The sequence below is a fragment of the Comamonas granuli NBRC 101663 genome (genome assembly GCF_000739995.1).
Classification (GTDB): Bacteria; Pseudomonadota; Gammaproteobacteria; order Burkholderiales; family Burkholderiaceae_C; genus Simplicispira; species Simplicispira granuli.
Genome location: NZ_BBJX01000011.1, coordinates 45710 through 65914 on the forward strand (window position 1 = coordinate 45710; position 20205 = coordinate 65914).

Consider the following 20205-nt stretch of genomic DNA (forward strand, 5'->3'; position numbering starts at 1 on the left):
CAGTCAAGCGCCAGAGGCCGATGGGGCTTGCAATGCTGCGGCAGCGAGCGCCGCTAGAGCGTCTTCTTGCTCTGCGAGCGCAGGAACAGGCGTGCGGCGGTGTCCGCCGTCTGTGCGCGCGTGCTGGCGTCGCCCGCGCGCAGCTCGGCCAGGGTGCCGTGCAGCATCTTCTGCGCCAGGCCGCGCGAGAGGGCGTCGAGCACGGTGTCGATGTCCTCGCCCTTGGCCAGGCGCTTTCTGGCGCGGTCGAGTTCGATGGCGCGCCAGACGTCGGCCTGGTCCTGGATCTGGCGGATCAGCGGCACCACGCCGTGCTCGGGGTGGCGCTGGTCCAGCCAGTGCATGAAGCTTTGCACGCCCGCGTCGATGATGGCCTCGGCCTGCGCCACGGCGGCCTGGCGGTTGGCCTGGGCGGTCTGCACCACGCTGGCCAGGTCGTCCACGGTGTAGAGGTAGACGTCGTCGAGCTGCTTGACCTCGGGCTCGATGTCGCGCGGCACGGCCAGGTCCACCATGAACATGGGGCGGTGGCGGCGCTTCTTGAGGGCGCGCTCGACGGCGCCCAGGCCCACGATGGGCAGGCTGCTGGCGGTGCAGCTCACCACGATGTCGAACTCGTGCAGGCGCTCGGGCAGGTCGGCCAGGCGCATGACGGAGCCGCCAAAGCGCGTGGCCAGCTTTTCGCCGCGCTCGAGCGTGCGGTTGGCGATGGCGATCTGCCTGGGGTTGCGCGCGGCGAAATGCGTGGCGCACAGCTCGATCATCTCGCCCGCGCCGATGAACAGCACGCGCGTTCTGCCCAGGTCTTCAAAAAGCTGGCTCGCCAGGCGCACGGCGGCGGCGGCCATGCTGATGCTGTGCGCGCCGATCTCGGTGCTGGTGCGTACCTCCTTGGCCACGGCGAAGCTGCGCTGGAAGAGCTGGTTGAGCGTGCTGCCCAGGGCGCCCGCGCTTTCGGCGGCGCGCACGGCGTCCTTCATCTGGCCCAGGATCTGGGCTTCGCCCAGCACCATGGAGTCGAGCCCGCTGGCCACGCGGAAGGCGTGGCGCGCCACGGGGCCGTGCTCCAGGATGTAGGAATGCTCGCGCAGCACGGCGGGGCTCACGCCGCCGCTGTGGGCCAGCCAGCCCAGGGTGCTGTCCAGGGCCGGGCGCTCGCCCGCGCAGTAGATCTCGGTGCGGTTGCAGGTGGAGATGATGGCCGTCTCCACGCTGGCGCCGCCCTGGCCCAGCGCCTGGCGCAGGCCGTGCAGCGTGGGCGCGATCTGGTCGAGCGCAAACGCAAAGCGACCGCGCAGATCGAGCGGCGCGGTCGTGTGGTTGATGCCCAGGGCCCAGACAGTCATGGGTCCGGATTATAAAATTTCTGCCGCACTAGGCCAGGCGCATGCGCACAGGTCTTGATTTACGTCATTTTTCCATGGCCCCGCTGACCCTGCTCAACCACCTGCTCAACTTTGCCGCCCCCGCGGCGGCGCTGGCCCTGGCGCTTGCGCTGGGGGGGCGGTTCTTGATGCCAAAATCGGCTTCGCGCCTTTCCTGGTGGGCGCGAGCAGCTATTGTTTTCGTAGTAGGCTGCGCCGTGCTCGCCGCCGGCCTGTGGTACTACGGCCGCGACGGCAAGATGGCCACCTACGCGGCCCTGGTACTGGCCATGGCCACGGCCCAGTGGCTGCTGGGGCGTGGCTGGAGAGGTTGAGCGGGCCGCCGCGCCGCGCTGGGGTGAAGGCGCGCAGCGCCTGGGGGTCACCCCAGCACCGCCCAGTGGTTGCCCGCCGCCATGCCCGCGGGCCAGCGCAGCATGGCCGGGGGCTCCGTGGGGTGCCAGCGCGCCAGCCCCAGTCCGCCGCCCAGGGTGACGCCGGGCGCGTCCTCCAGGGGCCACAGGCCGCATGGGTTTTGCACTTTGCCGATGGTCAGCAGCTTGTCGGGCTCGTGCGGTTGCCACAGCACGACGCGGTGGGCGAACTGGGCAGTGAGCACGAAACCCCCGTTGGGCCCGGCGGCCACGTCGCCCGCGTAGCCATCGGCCACCATGTGGGTCGGCGTGGTGAGCTGCGCGCCGTCCCACACGGCCAGCAGCGGGGCGTCGCGGCGCCGGGCGGGGTCGTCGTGCTCGGCCTGCAGGCCCACGCCCAGGAGCTGCGCGCCGCCGGCGAGCGGGCGGTTCCAGGCGATGTGGTGCGGCGCCAGGCGCTTGTCGCGCAGGCTCCATGTGCCCAGGAGTTCACCGTTCTCGGGCTTGAGCAGCACGAGCTTGGGGTCCATGCGCTCCAGGTTGCGCTTGTCGCCCGTGGGGGTGCGCGGGATGCCGCCGTTGGCAATCACCAGGCGCCCCTGCGCGTCCACGAGGATCTGGTGCGGGTCGATGCCGTGCGTGCGGTGCTCGGCCACCTTGCGCAGGTCGCGCACGTCGCGCACGCTGACCCAGCCGGCGCCGGTCTGGCGGTCGGTCTCGCCGGTGTAGAGCCAGTGCCCGTCGGGGCTGGCGATGACGTGGCCGTCCAGCGTGCGCGCATCGCCTTCGTCGGCCATGGTGAGGCGCTGCTGCACCTGGCCCTGGGCGTCGAGGCGCAGCATCCAGGTGCCGGGGCGCGTGGCCACCGCCAGGAAGCCGCCGCCCGGCTCGGGCACGATGGCGTGGGGCAGGGTGGGCGTGCTGACGGCGAACTGCGTGCTCACGCGGCCCTGCTCCCAGTCCACCCGCAGGGCGCCGGTCTGCCAGTCGCGTTCGTTCATGCGCCAGCCGCCGGCCACGCGCAGGGGTTGGCCCGTGGCGGCGGCACGGGACAGGGCGGGCAGTGCGGCGGCTCCCAGGGCGGCGCCCAGTTGTTCCAGAAAATGGCGGCGGTGCACGGCGGTCTCGGGCAGGAAGTGGCGATGCACGAAGAATACTACAAATAAGAATGATTCGTAATTGATAAATCGCAAGCGCCGGAGCAATCTGCGCCCCGCGGGGCGCTGTTCAGGCGTCCGTGGGGGCGAACAGGTCGACGCGGTCGGTGATGATGCCGTCCGTGCCCAGGGCGATGAGGCGCTCGGCGGCCCAGGCGTCGTTCACGGTGTAGCTCAGGCAGCGCATGCCCGCACCCTGCACCAGGGCGACGAGCCCGGCGTTCCACAGCGCATGGTCGCAGACGATGGCGGTGCAGCCCAGCTCCCGGGCCAGGCTCCACCAGCCGTCCCACAGCGCATCCAGCAGCAGGGCGCGCGGCAGGTGCGGGGCCGCGGCCTGGGCGCCGCGCAACGCGGGCACCTGGAAGGACGACAGCAGCGGCGCCACGGCCTGGCCCTGCCACAGGCGCGCGGCATGTTCGGCCACCACGCGGCCCGTGGCTTCCTCCAGGCCCGGCGTGGGCTTGATTTCGATGTTCAGGGCATGGCCGTTGGCCAGGCAGTAGCGCGCGATGGCGGCCAGGCTGGGCAGCGGCTCGCCGGCGTAGTTGCGGCTGTGCCAGCTCCCGGCGTCGAGCTGCGCGAGCGTGCCCCAGGCGTGCTCGCCGCCGATGGGGCTGGCCTGCGGGCCCAAGGCCTGGGCGGCGTTGGTGGTGCGCGCGAGCTCGGCGTCGTGCATGAGAAAGGGCAGGCCGTCGCGCGTGAGTTTGACGTCGCATTCGAACATGCGGTAGCCGTAGCGTGCGCCCAGGCGGAAGGCGGCCAGCGTGTTCTCGGGCGCGAGGCGGCCGGCGCCGCGGTGCGCGATCCAGCGGGGGTAGGGCCAGGGGGCGGTCATGGCTGTGCGGGCGCGGCGATGCGCTTGCCGCTGGCGGCGTCGAAGGCGTGCAGGCGGTCGGGCCGCGGGCGCACGCGCAGGCGCTCGCCGCTGCGCGGCGCGGGGGCGCCTTCCTCGATGCGCACGATGAGCGGCTCGTCCCCCAGGCGCGCATAGACCAGGCGCTCGGCGCCCAGCAGCTCCACGGTGTCCACGGCCACGTCCCAGCCGTCCGGGCCCACGTCCAGGTGCTCGGGGCGTATGCCCAGGATCTGCCCGGGCGCCACGCCCGGCGCGTGCTGCAGCAGGTTCATGGGCGGCGAGCCGATGAAGCTGGCCACGAAGGTGGAGGCGGGCGTGTGGTAGACCTCCTCGGGCGTGCCGAACTGCTCCATGTGGCCCGCGTTCATGACGATCATGCGCTGCGCCAGCGTCATGGCCTCGACCTGGTCGTGCGTGACGAACAGGCTGGTGATGCTTAGGCTCCGGTGCAGCTTCTGGATTTCGATGCGCGTCTGTGCGCGCAGCTTGGCGTCGAGGTTGGAGAGCGGCTCGTCGAACAGGAACACCTGTGGCTGGCGCACGATGGCGCGCCCCATGGCCACGCGCTGGCGCTGGCCGCCCGAGAGTTCGCGCGGCTTGCGCTCGAGCAGGTGCGAGAGCTCCAGGATCTTGGCGGCCTTGTCCACGCGCGCGCGGATTTCGTCGCGCGGCCGCTTGGCGATCTTCAGGCCGTAGGCCATGTTGTCGAACACGCTCATGTGCGGGTAGAGCGCATAGTTCTGGAACACCATGGCGATGTCGCGCTCGGCGGGCTCGAGCTGGTTGACCACGCGGCTGCCGATGGCGATCTCGCCGCCGCTGATCTCCTCCAGCCCGGCGACCATGCGCAGCAGCGTGGACTTGCCGCAGCCCGAGGGGCCGACGATGACGATGAATTCGCCGTCCGCGATCTCGGCGTTCACGCCGTGGATGACCTGGTTGGCCTTGGGGCCGTGGCCGTAGCGCTTGACGACGTTGCGCAGGGAGAGGGATGCCATGGTGCTATGTTTTCAGTAGCTTCCAGCGCTTGCTGTATAAGCGCTGAAAGCGGATTTTGCTTATTTTTCCGTGTCCACCAGGCCCTTGACGAACCACTTCTGCATGAGCATCACGACCAGCGCCGGCGGCAGCATGGCGAGGATGGCGGTGGCCATGACCACGTTCCACTCCACGTAGACCTCGCCGAAGATGGCGCGCTTGATGCCCAGCACGATGGGGTACATGTCCTCGCTGGTGGTGACCATCAGCGGCCAGAGGTACTGGTTCCAGCCGTAGATGAACTGGATCACGAACAGCGCCGCCATGGTGGTCTTGGACAGGGGCAGCAGCACGTCGAGGAAAAAGCGCATGGGCCCGGCGCCGTCGATGCGCGCCGCCTCCACCAGCTCGTCGGGCACGGTGAGGAAGAACTGGCGGAACAGGAAGGTGGCCGTGGCCGAGGCGATCAGCGGCACCGTGAGGCCGGCATAGGTGTTGAGCATGCCCAGATTGGAGATCACCTCGTAGGTCGGGCCGATGCGCACCTCCACGGGCAGCATCAGCGTGATGAAGATCATCCAGAACACGGCGTTCTTCAGCGGGAAGCGGAAGTACACGATGGCAAAGGCCGAGAGCAGCGAGATGGCGATCTTGCCCACGGCGATGGCCAGGGCCATGGCCAGGCTCACGCCCAGCATGGGCCAGCCTGCGGCGATGGTCGAGCCCGCGTGCGTCTTGCCGCCCAGCAGGGCGAGGCGGTAGGTCTCGAGCAAGTGCGTGCCCGGCAGCAGCGACAGCGGGTGGCTGGAGGCGATCTGCTCGGCCGACTGCGTGGAGGCGATGAAGGCCAGGTAGACCGGGAAGGCGATGACCAGCACGCCCAGCAGCAGCACGGCGTGGGCGACGAAGTCGAGGACGGGGCGGCGTTCGACCATCATGATCAGTACTGGACCTTCTTCTCGACAAAGCGGAACTGCACCACCGTGAGGGCTATGACCACGCCCATCAGCACCACCGACTGCGCGGCCGAGCCGCCCATGTCCAGGGCCTTGAAGCCGTCGTAGTAGAGCTTGTAGACCAGGATGGCCGTGTCCTTGCCCGGGCCGCCGTGCGTGGCCGCGTCCACCGTGCCGAAGGTGTCGAAGAACGCGTAGATCACGTTCATCACCAGCAGGAAGAAGGTGGTGGGCGAGAGCAGCGGGAACACGATGGTCCAGAAGCGCCGCCAGGGCGAGGCGCCGTCGATCGTCGCCGCCTCGATGAGCGAGTGCGGTATGGACTGCAGGCCCGCGAGGAAGAACAGGAAGTTGTAGGAGATCTGCTTCCAGGCGGCGGCCATGACGATGAGCGCCATGGCGTGGTTGGCGTTGAGCAGGTGGTTCCAGTCATAGCCCAGGGACTGCAGCGCGAAGGCGATCACGCCGTAGGGCGAGGCGAACAGCATGAGCCACAGCACGCCGGCCACCACGGGCGCGACGGCATAGGGCCAGATGAGCAGCGTCTTGTACAGGCCTGCGCCGCGCACCACACGGTTGGCCATGACGGCCAGCAGCAGCGCCAGCGACATGGACGAGGCGGCCACCAGCACGGAGAAGATGGCCGTGGTCTGGAAGGACTCGAGGTAGCCCGGGTCGCTCCACAGGCGCTCGAAGTTCGCCATGCCCACGAACTCGCGGCTGGTGCCGAAGGCGTCCTCCTGCAGCACGCTCTGGTAGAGCGCCTGGCCCGCAGGCCAGAAGAAGAACACCACGATGATGGCCATCTGCGGCGCGATCAGCAGCCAGGGCAGCCAGGCAGAGCGGAAGAGAACACGTTTTTCCATGCGATGCGTGCGCCGGTTGAAGGCCCCAAAACCCTCCCCCGCGGGGCGGGAAAGGGTCGGGCGGGGGGATTGTCAGTGCTGCCGCTGCCAGCGGACGGGGGGTTTAGCCCTTGTTCGCTTTCTGGAAGCGTTCCAATTGCTCGTTGCCGCGCCGGATGGCCGCGCCGATCGCCTCCTTGGCGCTCTTCTTGCCGCTCCAGACGCCTTCCATCTCCTCGTCGATGATGGTGCGGATCTGCACGAAGTTGCCCAGGCGCACGCCGCGCGACTTGTCCGTGGTCTTGCGGATCATCTGCTCGACCGAGACGTCCGTGCCCGGGTTCTGCTTGTAGAAGCCGGACTTCTCGGTCAGCTCGTAGGAGGCCTTGGTCACCGGCAGGTAGCCGGTGCGCTGGTGGCTGGCGGCGGCCACCTCGGGCTTGGAGAGGTAGGCGAAGAACTGCGCCACGCCCTTGTACTCGGCCGGCTTCTTGCCGCTCATGACCCACAGGCTGGCGCCGCCGATCACGGTGTTCTGCGGTGCGCCCGGCACGTCGGGGTAGTAGGGCAGGGTGCCGATGCCGTAGTCGAATTTGCCGTTGCGCTTGACGTTGCCGTACAGCGCCGAGGAGCCGGTGGCCATGGCGCATTCGCCCGAGACGAAGGTGGCGTCGGCCGCGTTGCCCCGGCCCTTGTAGACGAACAGGCCCTGCTTGGACATGTTGGCCAGGTTCTCGATGTGGCGCAGGTGCAGCGGCGTGTTGAAGGCCAGGCGCGTGTCCAGGCCGCCGAAGCCGTTGTTCTTGGTGGCGAACAGCACGTTGTGCCAGGCCGAGAAGCTCTCGAGCTGCGTCCAACTGATCCAGCTCGTGGTGAAGGGGCACTTGTGGCCGGTGGCCTTGAGCTTGGCCGCGGCGGAGGCCACCTCGGGCCAGGTCGTGGGCGGCTTGTTCGGGTCCAGGCCCGCGGCCTTGAAGGCGTCCTTGTTGTAGTGGAACACCGGCGTGGAGCTGTTGAACGGGAAGCTCAGCATCTGCCCGTTGGGCGCCGTGTAGTAGCCGGCCACGGCGGGCACGTAGGCGCCGGGGTCGAACTTCACGCCGCCGGCCTGCATCACCTTGCCCACGGGCACGATGGCGCCCTTGCTGGCCATCATGGTGGCCGTGCCGACCTCGAACACCTGCAGGATGTGCGGCGCATTGCCCGCGCGGAAGGCGGCGATGGCGGCCGTCATGGATTCGTCATAGCTGCCCTTGAAGGTGGGCACGATCTTGTAATCCTTCTGGCTGGCGTTGAACTCCTTGGCCAGGTCGCCCACCCACTCGCCCAGGGCGCCGCCCATGGAGTGCCACCATTGGATTTCGGTTTGGGCCTGGGCCGTGCCGCCCAGCAGGGCCAGTGCGGCGCCAAGGGCCAGGGTGCGGTATGTCATGCGTTTCTCCTCGGATGAATGGACGGAATGCTGCGCCCTATCGTCGGGTGGGTCTGTGACAGGCGCGTGGCTGTCATGAAGGCATGGGGGCTTTTTACCCATGCGGGGCGGGATTCCCTACCGGGAAAACCCGCCTGCGAACGCTCCCGCTTTGTCCCTGATGCGGGTAGTGGCGCCCCGCCATCCTGCGGTTTTGTGCACTGCACCATGCTAGGATAACCCGCCAATTTACTCAGCTACTACCCCGGCCCAGCGCGCACCTGCCGCGCGCCCCGGCCGTGCCACCACAGGACTGCCATGCCCCCCACCTCGCTCGACAAAAGCAAGATCAAATTCCTGTTGCTCGAAGGCCTGCACCCCAGCGCTCTGCAGGTGCTGCGCAATGCCGGGTACAGCCAGATCGAGGCGCTCTCCGGCGCGCTGCCGCAGGAGGAGTTGATCCAACGCATCGCCGACGTGCATTTCATCGGCATCCGCTCGCGCACCCAGCTCACCGCCGAGGTGCTGGCGCACGCGCACAAGCTGGTGGCCATCGGGTGCTTCTGCATCGGCACCAACCAGGTGGACCTGCTGGCCGCCCGCGAGCGCGGCATCGCCGTGTTCAATGCCCCGTACTCCAATACCCGCTCGGTGGCCGAGCTGGTGCTGGCCGAGGCCATTCTGCTGCTGCGCGGCGTGCCCCAGAAGAACGCCGTGGCGCACCGCGGCGGCTGGCTCAAGAGCGCCGAGAACGCCTACGAGGCGCGCGGCAAGACGCTGGGCATCGTCGGCTACGGGGCGATCGGCTCGCAGCTCTCCGTGCTCGCCGAAAGCCTGGGCATGCACGTCGTCTTCCACGACGTGGTGGCCAAGCTGCCGCTGGGCAACGCGCGCCAGGCCGCCAGCCTGCAGGACCTGCTGGCGCAAAGCGACATCGTCTCGCTGCACGTGCCCGAGCTGCCCTCCACGCAATGGATGATGGGCGCCGCCGAGATCGCCGCCATGAAGCCCGGCAGCATCCTCATCAACGCCTCGCGCGGCACGGTGGTCGAGATCGAGCCCCTGGCCGAGGCGCTCCGGGCGGGCAGGCTGCTGGGCGCGGCGGTGGACGTGTTTCCGGTCGAGCCGCGCAGCAACAAGGACGAGTTCGTCTCGCCCCTGCGCGGCCTGGACAACGTCATCCTCACGCCGCACATCGGCGGCTCCACGCTGGAGGCCCAGGCCAACATCGGCGTGGAGGTGGCGGAAAAGCTGGTGCGCTACAGCGACAACGGCACCACCACCTCGTCGGTGAACTTTCCCGAGGTGGCGCTGCCCGCGCAAAGCGGCAAGCACCGCCTGCTGCACGTGCACCGCAACGTGCCGGGCGTGCTCTCGGAGATCAACCGCATCTTCTCGGACAACGCCATCAACGTCTCCGCCCAGTACCTGCAGACCAACGAGGCCATCGGCTACGTGGTGATCGACATCGACGCCCAGTCCTCCGAGCTGGCGCTGCAAAAGCTCCAGCAGGTGCCGCACACCCTGCGCTGCCGCGTGCTGTTCTGAGGCCTGGCGCGGGGCGCCCGTTTGGATGGCGCCCCCTAGACCCGCGGCCTGCACGGTGCAGGGCGCTGGCATAAAATCGCGCCCCCGAGGCTCAAAGGCGCTCGTGCGTCCAGGCAAGATTCCCCATGAATGTTTCGAATGCACAGGCGGCCCAGGTGCAGGCTGCTGAACCTGCGCGCTTGCGCGAGATTCCGTACAACTACACCAGCTTTTCCGACCGGGAAATCGTCATCCGCCTGCTGGGCGAGGAGGCCTGGGGCGTGCTCGACCAGTTGCGCCGCGAGCGCCGCACCGGCCGCTCGGCGCGCATGCTCTACGAGGTGCTGGGCGACATCTGGGTCGTGCAGCGCAACCCCTACCTGCAGGACGACCTGCTGCACAACCCGGCGCGCCGCAAGCTGCTGGTCGATGCGCTCGAGCACCGCATGGCGGAGATCGACAAGCGCCGCCTGCCGCAGGAAGACGCCGAGCGCGACCGCCGCGTGGGCGTGCTGGTGGATGCCGCGCGCCGTGCCATCGCCGAGTTCGACGCCACGCTGGTCGAGGCCGGCGAGCTGCGCAAGAAGGTGGCGCGCCGCCTGGGCCGCCACACCGCCAAGGACAACATCAAGTTCGACGGCCTCTCGCGCGTGAGCCACGTGACCGACGCTACCGACTGGCGCGTGGAATACCCGTTCGTGGTGCTCACGCCCGACACCGAGGCCGAGATGGCCGCGCTGGTCAAGGCCTGCATCGAGCTGGAGCTGACCATCATCCCGCGCGGGGGCGGCACGGGCTACACGGGGGGGGCGGTTCCGCTCACCTGGCGCAGCGCCGTGATCAACACCGAAAAGCTCGAGGCCATGACCGGGGTGGAAATGCGCTGCCTGCCGGGCGTGGACCGCGAGGTGGGCACGATCTGGACCGAGGCCGGCGTGGTCACCCAGCGCGTGGCCGACGCGGCGGAGGCGGCCGGCTTCGTCTTCGCGGTGGACCCCACCAGTGCCGAGGCCTCGTGCGTCGGCGGCAACATCGCCATGAACGCAGGCGGCAAGAAGGCCGTGCTGTGGGGCACGGCGCTGGACAACCTGGCGAGCTGGCGCATGGTCACCCCAGACGGCGAGTGGCTGGAGGTCACGCGCGTGGGGCACAACCTGGGCAAGATCCACGATGCCGAGCTGGCCAGCTTCGAACTGCAGTATTTCCAGGCCGACGGCAAGACGCCCATCCGCACCGAGCGCCTGGACATCCCCGGCAGGACCTTCCGCAAGGAGGGCCTGGGCAAGGACGTGACGGACAAGTTCCTCGCCGGCCTGCCGGGCGTGCAGAAGGAGGGCACCGACGGCCTGATCACCAGCGCGCGCTGGATCGTGCACCGCATGCCCGAGCACACGCGCACCGTGTGCCTGGAGTTCTTCGGCAATGCCAAGGACGCCGTGCCCAGCATCGTGGAGATCAAGGACTTCATGTTTGCCGAGCAAAAGCGCAGCGGCGTGCTGCTGGCCGGCCTGGAGCACCTGGACGACCGCTACCTCAAGGCCGTGGGCTACACCACCAAGTCCAAGCGCGGTGGCCTGCCCAAGATGCTGCTGGTGGGCGATATCGTGGGCGACGACCCCGACGCCGTGGCCCGCGCCGCCGCCGAGGTGGTGCGCATCGCCAACTCGCGCTCGGGCGAGGGCTTCACGGCGGTGAGCGCCGAGGCGCGCAAGAAGTTCTGGGCGGACCGCAAGAAGACCGCAGCCATCAGCCGCCACACCAACGCCTTCAAGATCAACGAGGACGTGGTGATCCCGCTGCCGCGCATGGCGGAGTACACCGACGGCATCGAGCGCATCAACATCGAGCTGAGCCTGCGCAACAAGATCGAGCTGGCCGATGCGCTGGAGGACTTCCTGACCCGCGGCGATCTGCCGCTGGGCAAGCCCGGGGCGGGCGGCGAGCTGCCTTCGCCCGAGCTGCTGGAGGAGAAGCTGGCCCTGGCTCTGGCCCTGGTGCGCGAGACGCGCGCGCTCTGGCAGGACTGGCTGCGGCGCGTGGAGGAGCTGTTCCCGCAGCTGCAGGACCACCGCCTGCGCGCGAGCTGGAAGACGCAGATCCGCGATCCGCTGCGCAACATCTTCACCGGCAGCGACTTCGAGCCGCTGATGCAGGCCCTGGGCGAGGTGCAGCAGCGCGTGCTGCGCGGCCGCGTGTGGGTGGCGCTGCACATGCACGCGGGTGACGGCAACGTGCACACCAACATCCCCGTGCACAGCGACAACTACGCCATGCTGCAGACCGCGCACGAGGCCGTGGCGCGCATCATGGTGCTGGCGCGCAGCCTGGACGGCGTGATCTCGGGCGAGCACGGCATCGGCATCACCAAGCTCGAATTCCTGACCGACGAGGAACTGGCGCCGTTTGCCGAATACAAGCGCAAGGTGGACCCGCACGGCCGCTTCAACCGCGGCAAACTGCTGCGAAATCAGGAGCTGCTGGCGCAGAGTCAGCAAGCGTTGCAGGCCAATCCGGCCCATAAGGGCGCGCGCAGTTCGCTGATGTTCGCCGACCTGACCAACGCCTACACGCCCAGCTTCGGCCTGATGGGCCACGAGTCGCTGATCATGCAGCAGAGCGACATCGGCGACATCGTCGCCAGCGTCAAGGACTGCCTGCGCTGCGGCAAGTGCAAGCCGGTGTGCGCCACGCACGTGCCGCGCGCCAACCTGCTGTACAGCCCGCGCAACAAGATCCTCGCCACCTCGCTGCTGGCCGAAGCCTTTCTGTACGAGGAGCAGACGCGCCGCGGCGTGTCCATCCGCCACTGGCAGGAGTTCGAGGACGTGGCCGACCACTGCACCGTGTGCCACAAGTGCTACAACCCCTGCCCGGTCAAGATCGACTTCGGCGACGTGACCATGAACATGCGCAACCTGCTGCGCAAGATGGGCAAGAAGAGCTTCCGCCCGGGCAACAAGCTGGCCATGGCCATGCTCAACGCCACCAACCCCGACACCATCAAGCTGCTGCGCGGCGCCATGGTCAACGTGGGCTTCAAGGCCCAGCGCATGGCCGTGGACGCGCTGCGCAGCGTGGCCCGCAAGCAGACCGCGCACCCGCCGGCCACCGTGGGCACGGCGCCGGTCAAGGAGCAGGTGATCCACTTCGTGAACAAGAAGCTGCCCGGCGGCCTGCCCAAGAAGACGGCGCGCGCGCTGCTGGACATCGAGAACAAGGACTACGTGCCCATCATCCGCAACCCGGCCGCCACCTCGGCCGACACGGAGGCGGTGTTCTACTTCCCCGGCTGCGGCTCCGAGCGCCTGTTCAGCCAGGTGGGCCTGGCCACGCAGGCCATGCTGTGGCACGCCGGCGTGCAGACCGTGCTGCCGCCCGGCTACCTGTGCTGCGGCTATCCGCAGCGCGGCAGCGGCCAGTTCGACAAGGCCGAGAAGATGATCACCGACAACCGGGTGCTGTTCCACCGCGTGGCCACCACGCTGAACTACCTGGACATCAAGACGGTGGTGGTCTCGTGCGGCACCTGCTACGACCAACTGCAGGGCTACCAGTTCGACAAGATCTTCCCCGGCAGCCGCATCATCGACATCCACGAATACCTGCTGGAAAAGGGCATCACCCTGCCGGCAGGGCAGGGCGGTTACCTGTACCACGAGCCCTGCCACAACCCCATGAAGCAGGGCGACTCCATGCAGACCGTGCGCGCCCTGGTGGGCGACCAGGTGCTCAAGAGCGAGCGCTGCTGCGGCGAATCGGGCACGCTGGGCGTGACGCGGCCCGATGTCTCCACCCAGGTGCGCTTCCGCAAGGAAGAGGAAATCCGCAAGGGCGAGGCGCAACTGCGCGCCAGCGGCGCCGTGGGCGCGCAGGACAACATCAAGATCCTCACGAGCTGCCCCAGCTGCCTGCAGGGCATCTCGCGTTACCAGGATGACCTGCAGAACGGCCTGCTCGAGGCCGACTACATCGTCATCGAGATGGCCAAGCAGATCCTGGGCGAGAACTGGCTGCCCGAGTACGTGCAACGCGCCAACGCCGGCGGCATCGAACGGGTGCTGGTGTGAGCGCGCTCCCCGCGCCAGGTACGGGCGGACCTGCGGCGGCGGCCGCCAGCCCGGCGTGCCCGCTCTGCGCCACCGAGGGCGGTGAGCTGGTCTGGCGCGGCGCGGCGCTGCGCGTCATCCGCGCCGACGAGGCCGGTTTTCCGGCCTTCTACCGCGTGGTCTGGAACGCGCATGTGGCCGAGTTTTCCGACCTGTCCGCCGCCGAGCGCCAGCACTGCATGGAGGCCGTCGCCGCCGTCGAGCAGGTGCTGCGTGCGCAGCTGGCGCCCACCAAGATCAACCTCGCCGCGCTGGGCAACATGGTGCCGCACCTGCACTGGCACGTGATCGCGCGCTTCGACTGGGACAGCCACTTTCCCGCACCCGTCTGGGCGCCGGCGCAGCGCGCGCGCGCCGTGGAGCAGGAGGCGGCGCTGGCCGCACGCCTGCCGCACGTGCACGCACGGCTGCGCGAGCGCTTGCAGGCGCTATCGCAACAATAGCTGGCAGCGCTTGTGCAGCAAGCGCTGCAGCCGGTTTTCTTCTGAAATGGAGGTTCCCCATGGCAGGCCTGGTCCCCGGCGCTCCCACCCCCCGGTCCATCACCGTGCACGGCCAGTCGCGCACCCTGGAGCTGGTGTTTTCCGACGGCGCGCACTTTCGCATCCCCTTCGAGCTGCTGCGCGTGTACTCGCCCTCGGCCGAGGTCATGGGCCATGGCCCGGGCCAGGAGGTGCTGCAGACCGGCAAGCGCGCGGTCGAGATCGAGGACATCGCCGCCATCGGCAACTACGCCATCCAGCCGCGCTTTTCCGACGGGCATGACAGCGGCATCTACTCCTGGGACTACCTCTACGACCTGGGCCAGCGGCAGGACGCGCTGTGGCAGCGCTACCTGCAGCGCCTGCAGGACGCCGGCCTGGAGCGCGACGCACCCATGCCCGGCGCACACGCCGGCGGCGCGCCCGCGCAGGGCTTTTCCCTCACGCGCAGCAAGCCCGAGGGCGGCGGCTGCGGCTCCGGGGGCTGCGGCTGCCAATAAGCAACACCCGGCAGGCTTTGTTGCGCTATCAAAAGCAGAGCTTGCCGCGCCGATTTGACGAGCCTCAAGGGCCGCTAAGGCTTAAAATGTGTATACCCCACGCCAGCGCGGGGTTGTCACCTTCACCTATAGCATCCCTACCATGAGCAGCACGCATTTCGGTTTCGAGTCGGTCGATGAAAAGGACAAGGCACGCCGCGTGCGTGGTGTGTTCGACTCCGTCGCCTCGAAGTACGACGTGATGAACGACCTGATGTCCGGCGGCCTGCACCGCGCCTGGAAGGCCTACACCGTCATGGTGGCCCGCCTGAAAGAGGGCGACCAGGTGCTCGACATCGCGGGCGGCACGGGCGACCTGTCCCTGGCTTTCGCCAAGAAGGTCGGCGCCACCGGCCGCGTGGTGCACACGGACATCAACGAGGCCATGCTGCGCGTGGGGCGCGACCGCCTGCTCGACCAGGGCGTGGTGCTGCCCACCCTGGTGTGCGACGCCGAGCAGTTGCCGTTTCCCGACGCCCATTTCGACCTGGTCAGCGTGGCCTTCGGCCTGCGCAACATGACGCACAAGGACGTCGCCCTGCGCGAGATGTGCCGCGTGCTCAAGCCCGGCGGCCGACTGCTGGTGCTGGAGTTCTCCAAGGTCGCCCAGCCGCTGGCCAAGCCCTACGACTGGTATTCCTTCCACATCCTGCCGCGCCTGGGCCAGCTCGTGGCCGGCGATGCCGACAGCTACCGCTACCTCGCCGAGTCCATCCGCATGCACCCGGGCCAGGAGGAGCTCAAGGCCCTGATGCACGAGGCCGGCTTCGGCCATGTGGACTACCACAACATGACCGCGGGCGTCGTCGCCCTGCATGTCGGAATCAAGTGTTGACCCGTAACGTGAACCCCAAGGAGAGCCCTGTGATGAGAACCTTCCTGTCCGCCCTGTTCGTGCTTGCTCTGCTGGCCGTGCAGCCCGAGGCCGAGGCCAAGCGCCTGGGAGGCGGCAGGTCCGTGGGCCAGCAATCGGGCAATGTGACGCAGCGCAGCGCCAACCCGCCCGCCGCCCCGGCAGCGCCCGCGCAGGGCACGGCGGCGGCTCCCGCCAAGCCCGCCCCCGCCGGCGCACCGCCGGCCGCGGCCGCGCCCAAGAAGCCCTGGGGCGCCATGCTCGGTGGCCTGGCCGCGGGCCTGGGCCTGGCCTGGCTGGCGCATTCGCTGGGCCTGGGGGCCGCGTTCGGCAACATCCTGCTGGTGGCCTTGCTGGCGCTGGTGGCCTTTGGCGTCATCGGCATGATCATGCGTGCGCGCAAGCCGGCGGCCGCCGCCGCTGGCGGGGCGCCCTTTGCCTTCCAGGGCGCAGGCGCCGCCACGCCGCAGGAGGCGAGCGTGCCGCGCAACTACAGCCCGGACAAGGTCGGCAACGACGCCTCGGCCCGCCCCTGGGAGCGCGCCAGCATGGCCTTCGAGGCTCCGCGCAGCGGCGGCGGCTCCATCATCGGCTCGGCCCTGGGCGGCTCGCAGAACTGGGGCGTGCCCGAGGGTTTCGACGTGGCCGGCTTCACCGATGCGGCGCGGCGCAACTTCATCACCCTGCAGGCCGCCTGGGACCGCGCCGACGTGGCCACGCTGCGCTCCATGATGACCGACACCATGCTGAGCGAAATCCGCAGCCAGCTCGCCGAGCGCGAACAGCAGGGTGGCGGCCAGCCCAACCAGACCGACGTGGTCATGCTCGAAGCCCAGTTGCTGGGCATCGAAGACCTGGGCGAGGCCTACATGGCCAGCGTGGAGTTCTCGGGCATGATCCGCGAGGAACCCTCCGCCGGCCCCAGCCCCTTCCGCGAGGTCTGGAACATGACCAAGCCCAAGGACGGCAAGAGCGGCTGGCTGGTGGCCGGCGTGCAGGCGCTGCAGTAATGTCCCGCGTTTGATGTTGCCGTGCGCCCGGGGCGCACGGTTCGGGGAATAATCGGGGGCTATGGCAACACAGTCCCCTTTTTCCTTTCTGGGCCCGCTGTTCGAGCGCGTGGCCGCCGGGCCCCAGCCGCCGCAGTGGGTGGTGCACGAGACGCAGCACCGCCTGGTGCTGCTGCTCAACCACGTGCTCATGCAGGAGGACGCGGCCACCCAGCGCCTGCTGCCGCGGCGCGGCCGCGTGGTGCGCGTGCAGTGGCGCCAGTTCTTCCTGGCGCTGCAGGTCACGCCCGCCGGCCTGTTCGACCTGGCCCCCGAGGCGCGCGTGCCCGACCTGCGCCTGGAGGTGACCGAGTCCTCGCCGCTCGGCCTGGCGCAGGCGGCGCTGCGCGGCGAACGCCCGGCCGTGCGCATCGACGGTGACGTGCAGTTCGCGGGCGACATCCAGTGGCTGGCCGACAACCTGCGCTGGGACCTGGAGGACGACCTCGCCCGCCTGCTCGGCGACGTGCCGGCGCACGCCCTGGCCAGTGCCGCGGGCAGCGCCGTGCAGGCCTTGCGCGGCTTTCTGCAGACGCGCGCGCCGGGCGGCGCCGCGGCCTGGTCCGCGGACCGCACCATCCCATGAAGCAGTTCTACCGGGGGGCCACCATCGTCTGGGTGGCGCTGCGCTTCGGGCTCGACGAGCTGGTGCTCAACAGCTTCCAGAAGCCCTGGCTGCGCCTGCTGGCGCGCCTGGTCTCCGTCGGGCGCGACCTGCGTGCGCCGCGCGGCCAGCGCCTGCGCGAGGCGCTCGAGCGCCTGGGGCCCATCTTCGTCAAGTTCGGCCAGGTGCTGTCCACGCGGCGCGACCTCATGCCGCCCGACATCGCCGACGAACTGGCCCTGCTGCAGGACCGCGTGCCGCCCTTCGACCCCGCCATCTCGGTGGCCACCATCGAGCGCGCGTTCAAGCGGCCGATCGCCGAGGTGTTCGAGAGCTTCGAGCGCGAGCCCGTGGCCAGTGCCTCCATCGCCCAGGTGCACTTTGCCACCCTGCGCGACCGCCAGGGCCGGCGGCACGATGTGGCCGTCAAGGTGCTGCGCCCGGGCATGCTGCCCGTGATCGAGAAAGACCTGGCCCTCATGCGCATGATGGCCGGCTGGGTCGAGAGCCTGTCGGCCGACGGCAAGCGCCTCAAGCCCCGCCAGGTGGTGGCCGAGTTCGACAACTACCTGCACGACGAGCTCGACCTAGTGCGCGAGGCCGCCAACGCCGCCCAACTGCGGCGCAACATGGAGGGGCTGGGCCTGGTGGAAGTGCCCATCGTGCACTGGGACTTCTGCCACCCCGAGGTGATGGTGATGGAGCGCATGAACGGCGTGCCCATCAGCCAGGTCGAGCGGCTGCGCGAAGCGGGGGTGGACATCCCCAAACTCGCGCGCGACGGCGTGACCATCTTCTTCACCCAGGTGTTCCGCGACGGCTTCTTCCATGCCGACATGCACCCGGGCAACATCCAGGTGAGCCTGGATCCAGCCACCTTCGGGCGCTACATCTCGCTGGACTTCGGCATCGTGGGCACGCTCACGGCGACCGACAAGGAGTACCTGGCGCAGAACTTCACGGCCTTCTTCCGGCGCGACTACAAGCGCGTGGCCGAGCTGCACATCGAGAGCGGCTGGGTGCCGCCCGAGACGCGCGTGAACGATCTCGAATCGGCCGTGCGCACCGTGTGCGAGCCGTATTTCGACCGCCCGCTCAAGGAGATCTCGCTCGGCATGGTGCTGTTGCGCCTGTTCCAGACCTCGCGCCGCTTCAACGTCGAGATCCAACCCCAGCTCGTGCTGCTGCAGAAGACCCTGCTCAACATCGAGGGCCTGGGCCGCCAGCTCGACCCCAACCTGGATCTCTGGAGCACGGCCAAGCCGTTCCTGGAGAAGTGGATGCTCGAGCAGCTCGGCCCCCAGCGCCTGCGGCACGAACTGCGCGACCAGGCGCCGCACTACGCCAAGATCCTGCCGGCCCTGCCGCGCCTGCTGCACGACCACCTGCAGCGCCAGGCCCAGGCGCAGCCCACGCGCGAGCTGCTGGAGCTGCTCAAGGAGCAAAAGCGCACCAACCGCCTGCTGCAGGGCTTGGTCTTTGCGGGCCTGGGCTTTGTCCTGGGGCTGGTCACCATGCTGATCGTCATCCGCGTGCGGATTTTTTAAAGGGTTTTCCCCAGGTGGCGCCTTGGCGGCCGGCGTGCGCGCCGGATGCGCCGATAATGCGCGTCGTTTTTTCCCTCCACTTTTCTTTGTCCATGGAACGGAGCCGCGCACATGCTGGTGTCTTTCATCGTTCTGTACCTGGCGGCATCGATCGCCATTGGCCTGTTTGCCGCGCGCCGCGTGCATAACACGGCGGATTACGCCGTCGCCGGGCGCAGCCTGCCGCTGGCCGTGGTCATCGCCACCACCTTCGCCACCTGGTTCGGCTCCGAGACGGTGCTCGGCGCGCCGGCGCAGTTCGTCAAGGAAGGCCTGGGCGGCACGGTGGAAGACCCGTTCGGCGCGGGCATGTGCCTGGTGCTGGTGGGCCTGTTCTTCGCGCGCAAGCTGTACGCGATGAACATCATCACCATCGGCGACTACTACCGCCAGCGCTACGGGCGCGCGGTCGAGGTGCTGTGCTCGTGCATCATCATCTTCAGCTACCTCGGCTGGGTGGGTGCGCAGATCACGGCGCTGGGCCTGGTGTTCAACCTGCTGAGCCACGGCGCCATCTCGCTGGCCTGGGGCATGGTCATCGGCACCGTGGTGGTGCTGGTGTACACGCTGTACGGCGGCATGTGGTCGGTGGCGCTGACGGACTTCGTGCAGATGATCGTCATCGCCGTGGGCCTGCTGCTCATAGCCTGGTACGCCGGGGAGATGGCCGGCGGTGCGGGCAAGGTCATCGACCTCGCCGCGCGCGAGGGCAAGTTCAACTTCCTGCCCACGGGCGGCGTCAAGGAGTGGACCTTCTTCATCGCCGCCGCCATCACCATGATGCTGGGCTCCATTCCGCAGCAGGACGTGTTCCAGCGCGTCATGTCGTCGAACAACGCGCGCACCGCGCGGACCGGCCCGGTGGTGGGCGGGCTGCTGTACATCGGCTTTGCCTTCGTGCCCATGTTCGTGGTCATGGCCGCGCTCATCGTCATGCCGGGCACGGCCGAACTGCTGGGCGACGATCCCCAGAAAGTCCTGCCCACGCTGGTGATGGAGCACATGCCCGTGGGGCTGCAGGTGGCGTTCTTCGGCGCGCTGCTCTCGGCCATCATGTCCACGGCCTCGGCCACGCTGCTGGCGCCCTCGACCACCTTCGTCGAGAACATCCTGCGCAACCTGCGCCCCGGCATGAGCGACGCCGAAACGCTCAAGGCCATGCGCATCAGCGTGCTGGTGTTCACGGTCTGCGTGCTGGTCTATTCCATCACCATGCAGGGCTCGTCGATCTACGAATTGGTCTCGGGCGCCTACCAGGTGCCGCTGGTCGGCGCCTTCGTGCCGCTGGTGCTGGGCATCTACTGGAAGCGTGCCACCACCCAGGGGGCGCTGCTGGCGGTCGTCCTGGGCATCGGCGTCTGGCTGTGGTTCGTGGCGAGCCCGGTGCTCAACGAGGCCTTCCCGCAACAGCTCGCCGGCCTGCTGGCGGCGTTCGCGGGCATGGTGGGTGGCTCGCTGCTGCCCCAGTTCGTTCCCGACCACAAGGGGCGCGTGCACCATTACCAGGGCAGCCCC

At 68.8% G+C, this 20205-nt stretch carries 17 protein-coding genes; 10 read left to right on the plus strand and 7 right to left on the minus strand.

What is annotated here, in order from left to right; all coding sequences use genetic code 11:
- Positions 1–53 precede the first annotated feature (53 nt).
- Complete coding sequence (gene hemA / locus CGR01S_RS12405) at positions 54–1346, minus strand: glutamyl-tRNA reductase (RefSeq protein ID WP_042427556.1); 1293 nt, start codon at positions 1344–1346, stop codon at positions 54–56.
- A gap of 74 nt (positions 1347–1420) precedes the next feature.
- On the opposite strand from hemA, the gene CGR01S_RS12410 reads away from it, so the two are divergent.
- Entirely contained in the window at positions 1421–1699 is a 279-nt protein-coding gene (locus tag CGR01S_RS12410) for a hypothetical protein (protein WP_042427558.1), read from the plus strand.
- 47 nt (positions 1700–1746) lie between these two features.
- On the opposite strand, the gene CGR01S_RS12415 is transcribed toward CGR01S_RS12410, so the two are convergent.
- The 6 genes from CGR01S_RS12415 to ugpB form a co-directional block, all read right to left on the minus strand.
- Entirely contained in the window at positions 1747–2886 is a 1140-nt protein-coding gene (locus CGR01S_RS12415) for a DUF1513 domain-containing protein (RefSeq protein WP_052382556.1), read from the minus strand.
- 79 nt (positions 2887–2965) lie between these two features.
- On the minus strand, positions 2966–3733 hold the full coding sequence (gene ugpQ / locus CGR01S_RS12420) for a glycerophosphodiester phosphodiesterase (RefSeq protein WP_042427559.1): 768 nt from the start codon (positions 3731–3733) through the stop codon (positions 2966–2968).
- Positions 3730–4752, minus strand: a complete 1023-nt coding sequence (locus CGR01S_RS12425) for a sn-glycerol-3-phosphate import ATP-binding protein UgpC (RefSeq protein ID WP_042427561.1) — start codon at positions 4750–4752, stop codon at positions 3730–3732. The genes ugpQ and CGR01S_RS12425 overlap by 4 nt, the downstream gene beginning before the upstream one ends.
- Before the next feature lie 60 nt (positions 4753–4812).
- Complete coding sequence (gene ugpE / locus CGR01S_RS12430) at positions 4813–5667, minus strand: sn-glycerol-3-phosphate ABC transporter permease UgpE (protein ID WP_042427604.1); 855 nt, start codon at positions 5665–5667, stop codon at positions 4813–4815.
- A gap of 5 nt (positions 5668–5672) precedes the next feature.
- Positions 5673–6554, minus strand: a complete 882-nt coding sequence (gene ugpA / locus CGR01S_RS12435) for a sn-glycerol-3-phosphate ABC transporter permease UgpA (RefSeq protein WP_042427562.1) — start codon at positions 6552–6554, stop codon at positions 5673–5675.
- Between the two features lie 103 nt (positions 6555–6657).
- A complete protein-coding gene (gene ugpB, locus CGR01S_RS12440) occupies positions 6658–7965 on the minus strand; it encodes a sn-glycerol-3-phosphate ABC transporter substrate-binding protein UgpB (RefSeq protein WP_042427565.1) in 1308 nt (435 codons plus the stop codon).
- Between the two features lie 297 nt (positions 7966–8262).
- Here ugpB and serA point away from each other — a divergent pair, with 297 nt between their 5' ends.
- From serA to CGR01S_RS12485, 9 genes are all read left to right on the plus strand, one after another.
- The gene (gene serA / locus CGR01S_RS12445) at positions 8263–9492 is read left to right on the plus strand and encodes a phosphoglycerate dehydrogenase (RefSeq protein ID WP_042427569.1); all 1230 of its coding nucleotides are present in this window, start codon (positions 8263–8265) and stop codon (positions 9490–9492) included.
- Between the two features lie 125 nt (positions 9493–9617).
- The gene (locus tag CGR01S_RS12450; RefSeq protein WP_042427572.1) at positions 9618–13538 is read left to right on the plus strand and encodes a DUF3683 domain-containing protein; all 3921 of its coding nucleotides are present in this window, start codon (positions 9618–9620) and stop codon (positions 13536–13538) included.
- Positions 13535–14020, plus strand: a complete 486-nt coding sequence (locus CGR01S_RS12455) for an HIT family protein (protein WP_042427575.1) — start codon at positions 13535–13537, stop codon at positions 14018–14020. The genes CGR01S_RS12450 and CGR01S_RS12455 overlap by 4 nt, the downstream gene beginning before the upstream one ends.
- 59 nt (positions 14021–14079) lie before the next feature.
- Positions 14080–14559 (plus strand): gamma-butyrobetaine hydroxylase family protein, encoded by a 480-nt coding sequence (locus CGR01S_RS12460; RefSeq protein ID WP_042427576.1) that lies wholly within the window; start codon positions 14080–14082, stop codon positions 14557–14559.
- 142 nt (positions 14560–14701) lie between these two features.
- Positions 14702–15433 carry a bifunctional demethylmenaquinone methyltransferase/2-methoxy-6-polyprenyl-1,4-benzoquinol methylase UbiE gene (gene ubiE, locus CGR01S_RS12465; protein ID WP_042427578.1) on the plus strand — a complete coding sequence of 244 codons (732 nt, stop codon included), beginning with the start codon at positions 14702–14704 and terminating at the stop codon, positions 15431–15433.
- A gap of 32 nt (positions 15434–15465) precedes the next feature.
- Positions 15466–16461: a Tim44 domain-containing protein gene (locus CGR01S_RS12470; protein WP_042427580.1), complete on the plus strand. Its 996-nt coding sequence runs from the start codon at positions 15466–15468 to the stop codon at positions 16459–16461.
- Between the two features lie 61 nt (positions 16462–16522).
- Complete coding sequence (locus CGR01S_RS12475; RefSeq protein ID WP_042427582.1) at positions 16523–17086, plus strand: hypothetical protein; 564 nt, start codon at positions 16523–16525, stop codon at positions 17084–17086.
- Positions 17083–18651, plus strand: coding sequence for a ubiquinone biosynthesis regulatory protein kinase UbiB (ubiB, locus tag CGR01S_RS12480; RefSeq protein ID WP_042427585.1), 1569 nt, complete (start codon positions 17083–17085; stop codon positions 18649–18651). Before CGR01S_RS12475 ends, ubiB begins: the two co-directional genes overlap by 4 nt.
- Before the next feature lie 111 nt (positions 18652–18762).
- On the plus strand, positions 18763–20205 hold a 1443-nt coding region (locus CGR01S_RS12485; RefSeq protein WP_042427588.1), incomplete at its 3' end, for a high affinity choline transporter 1.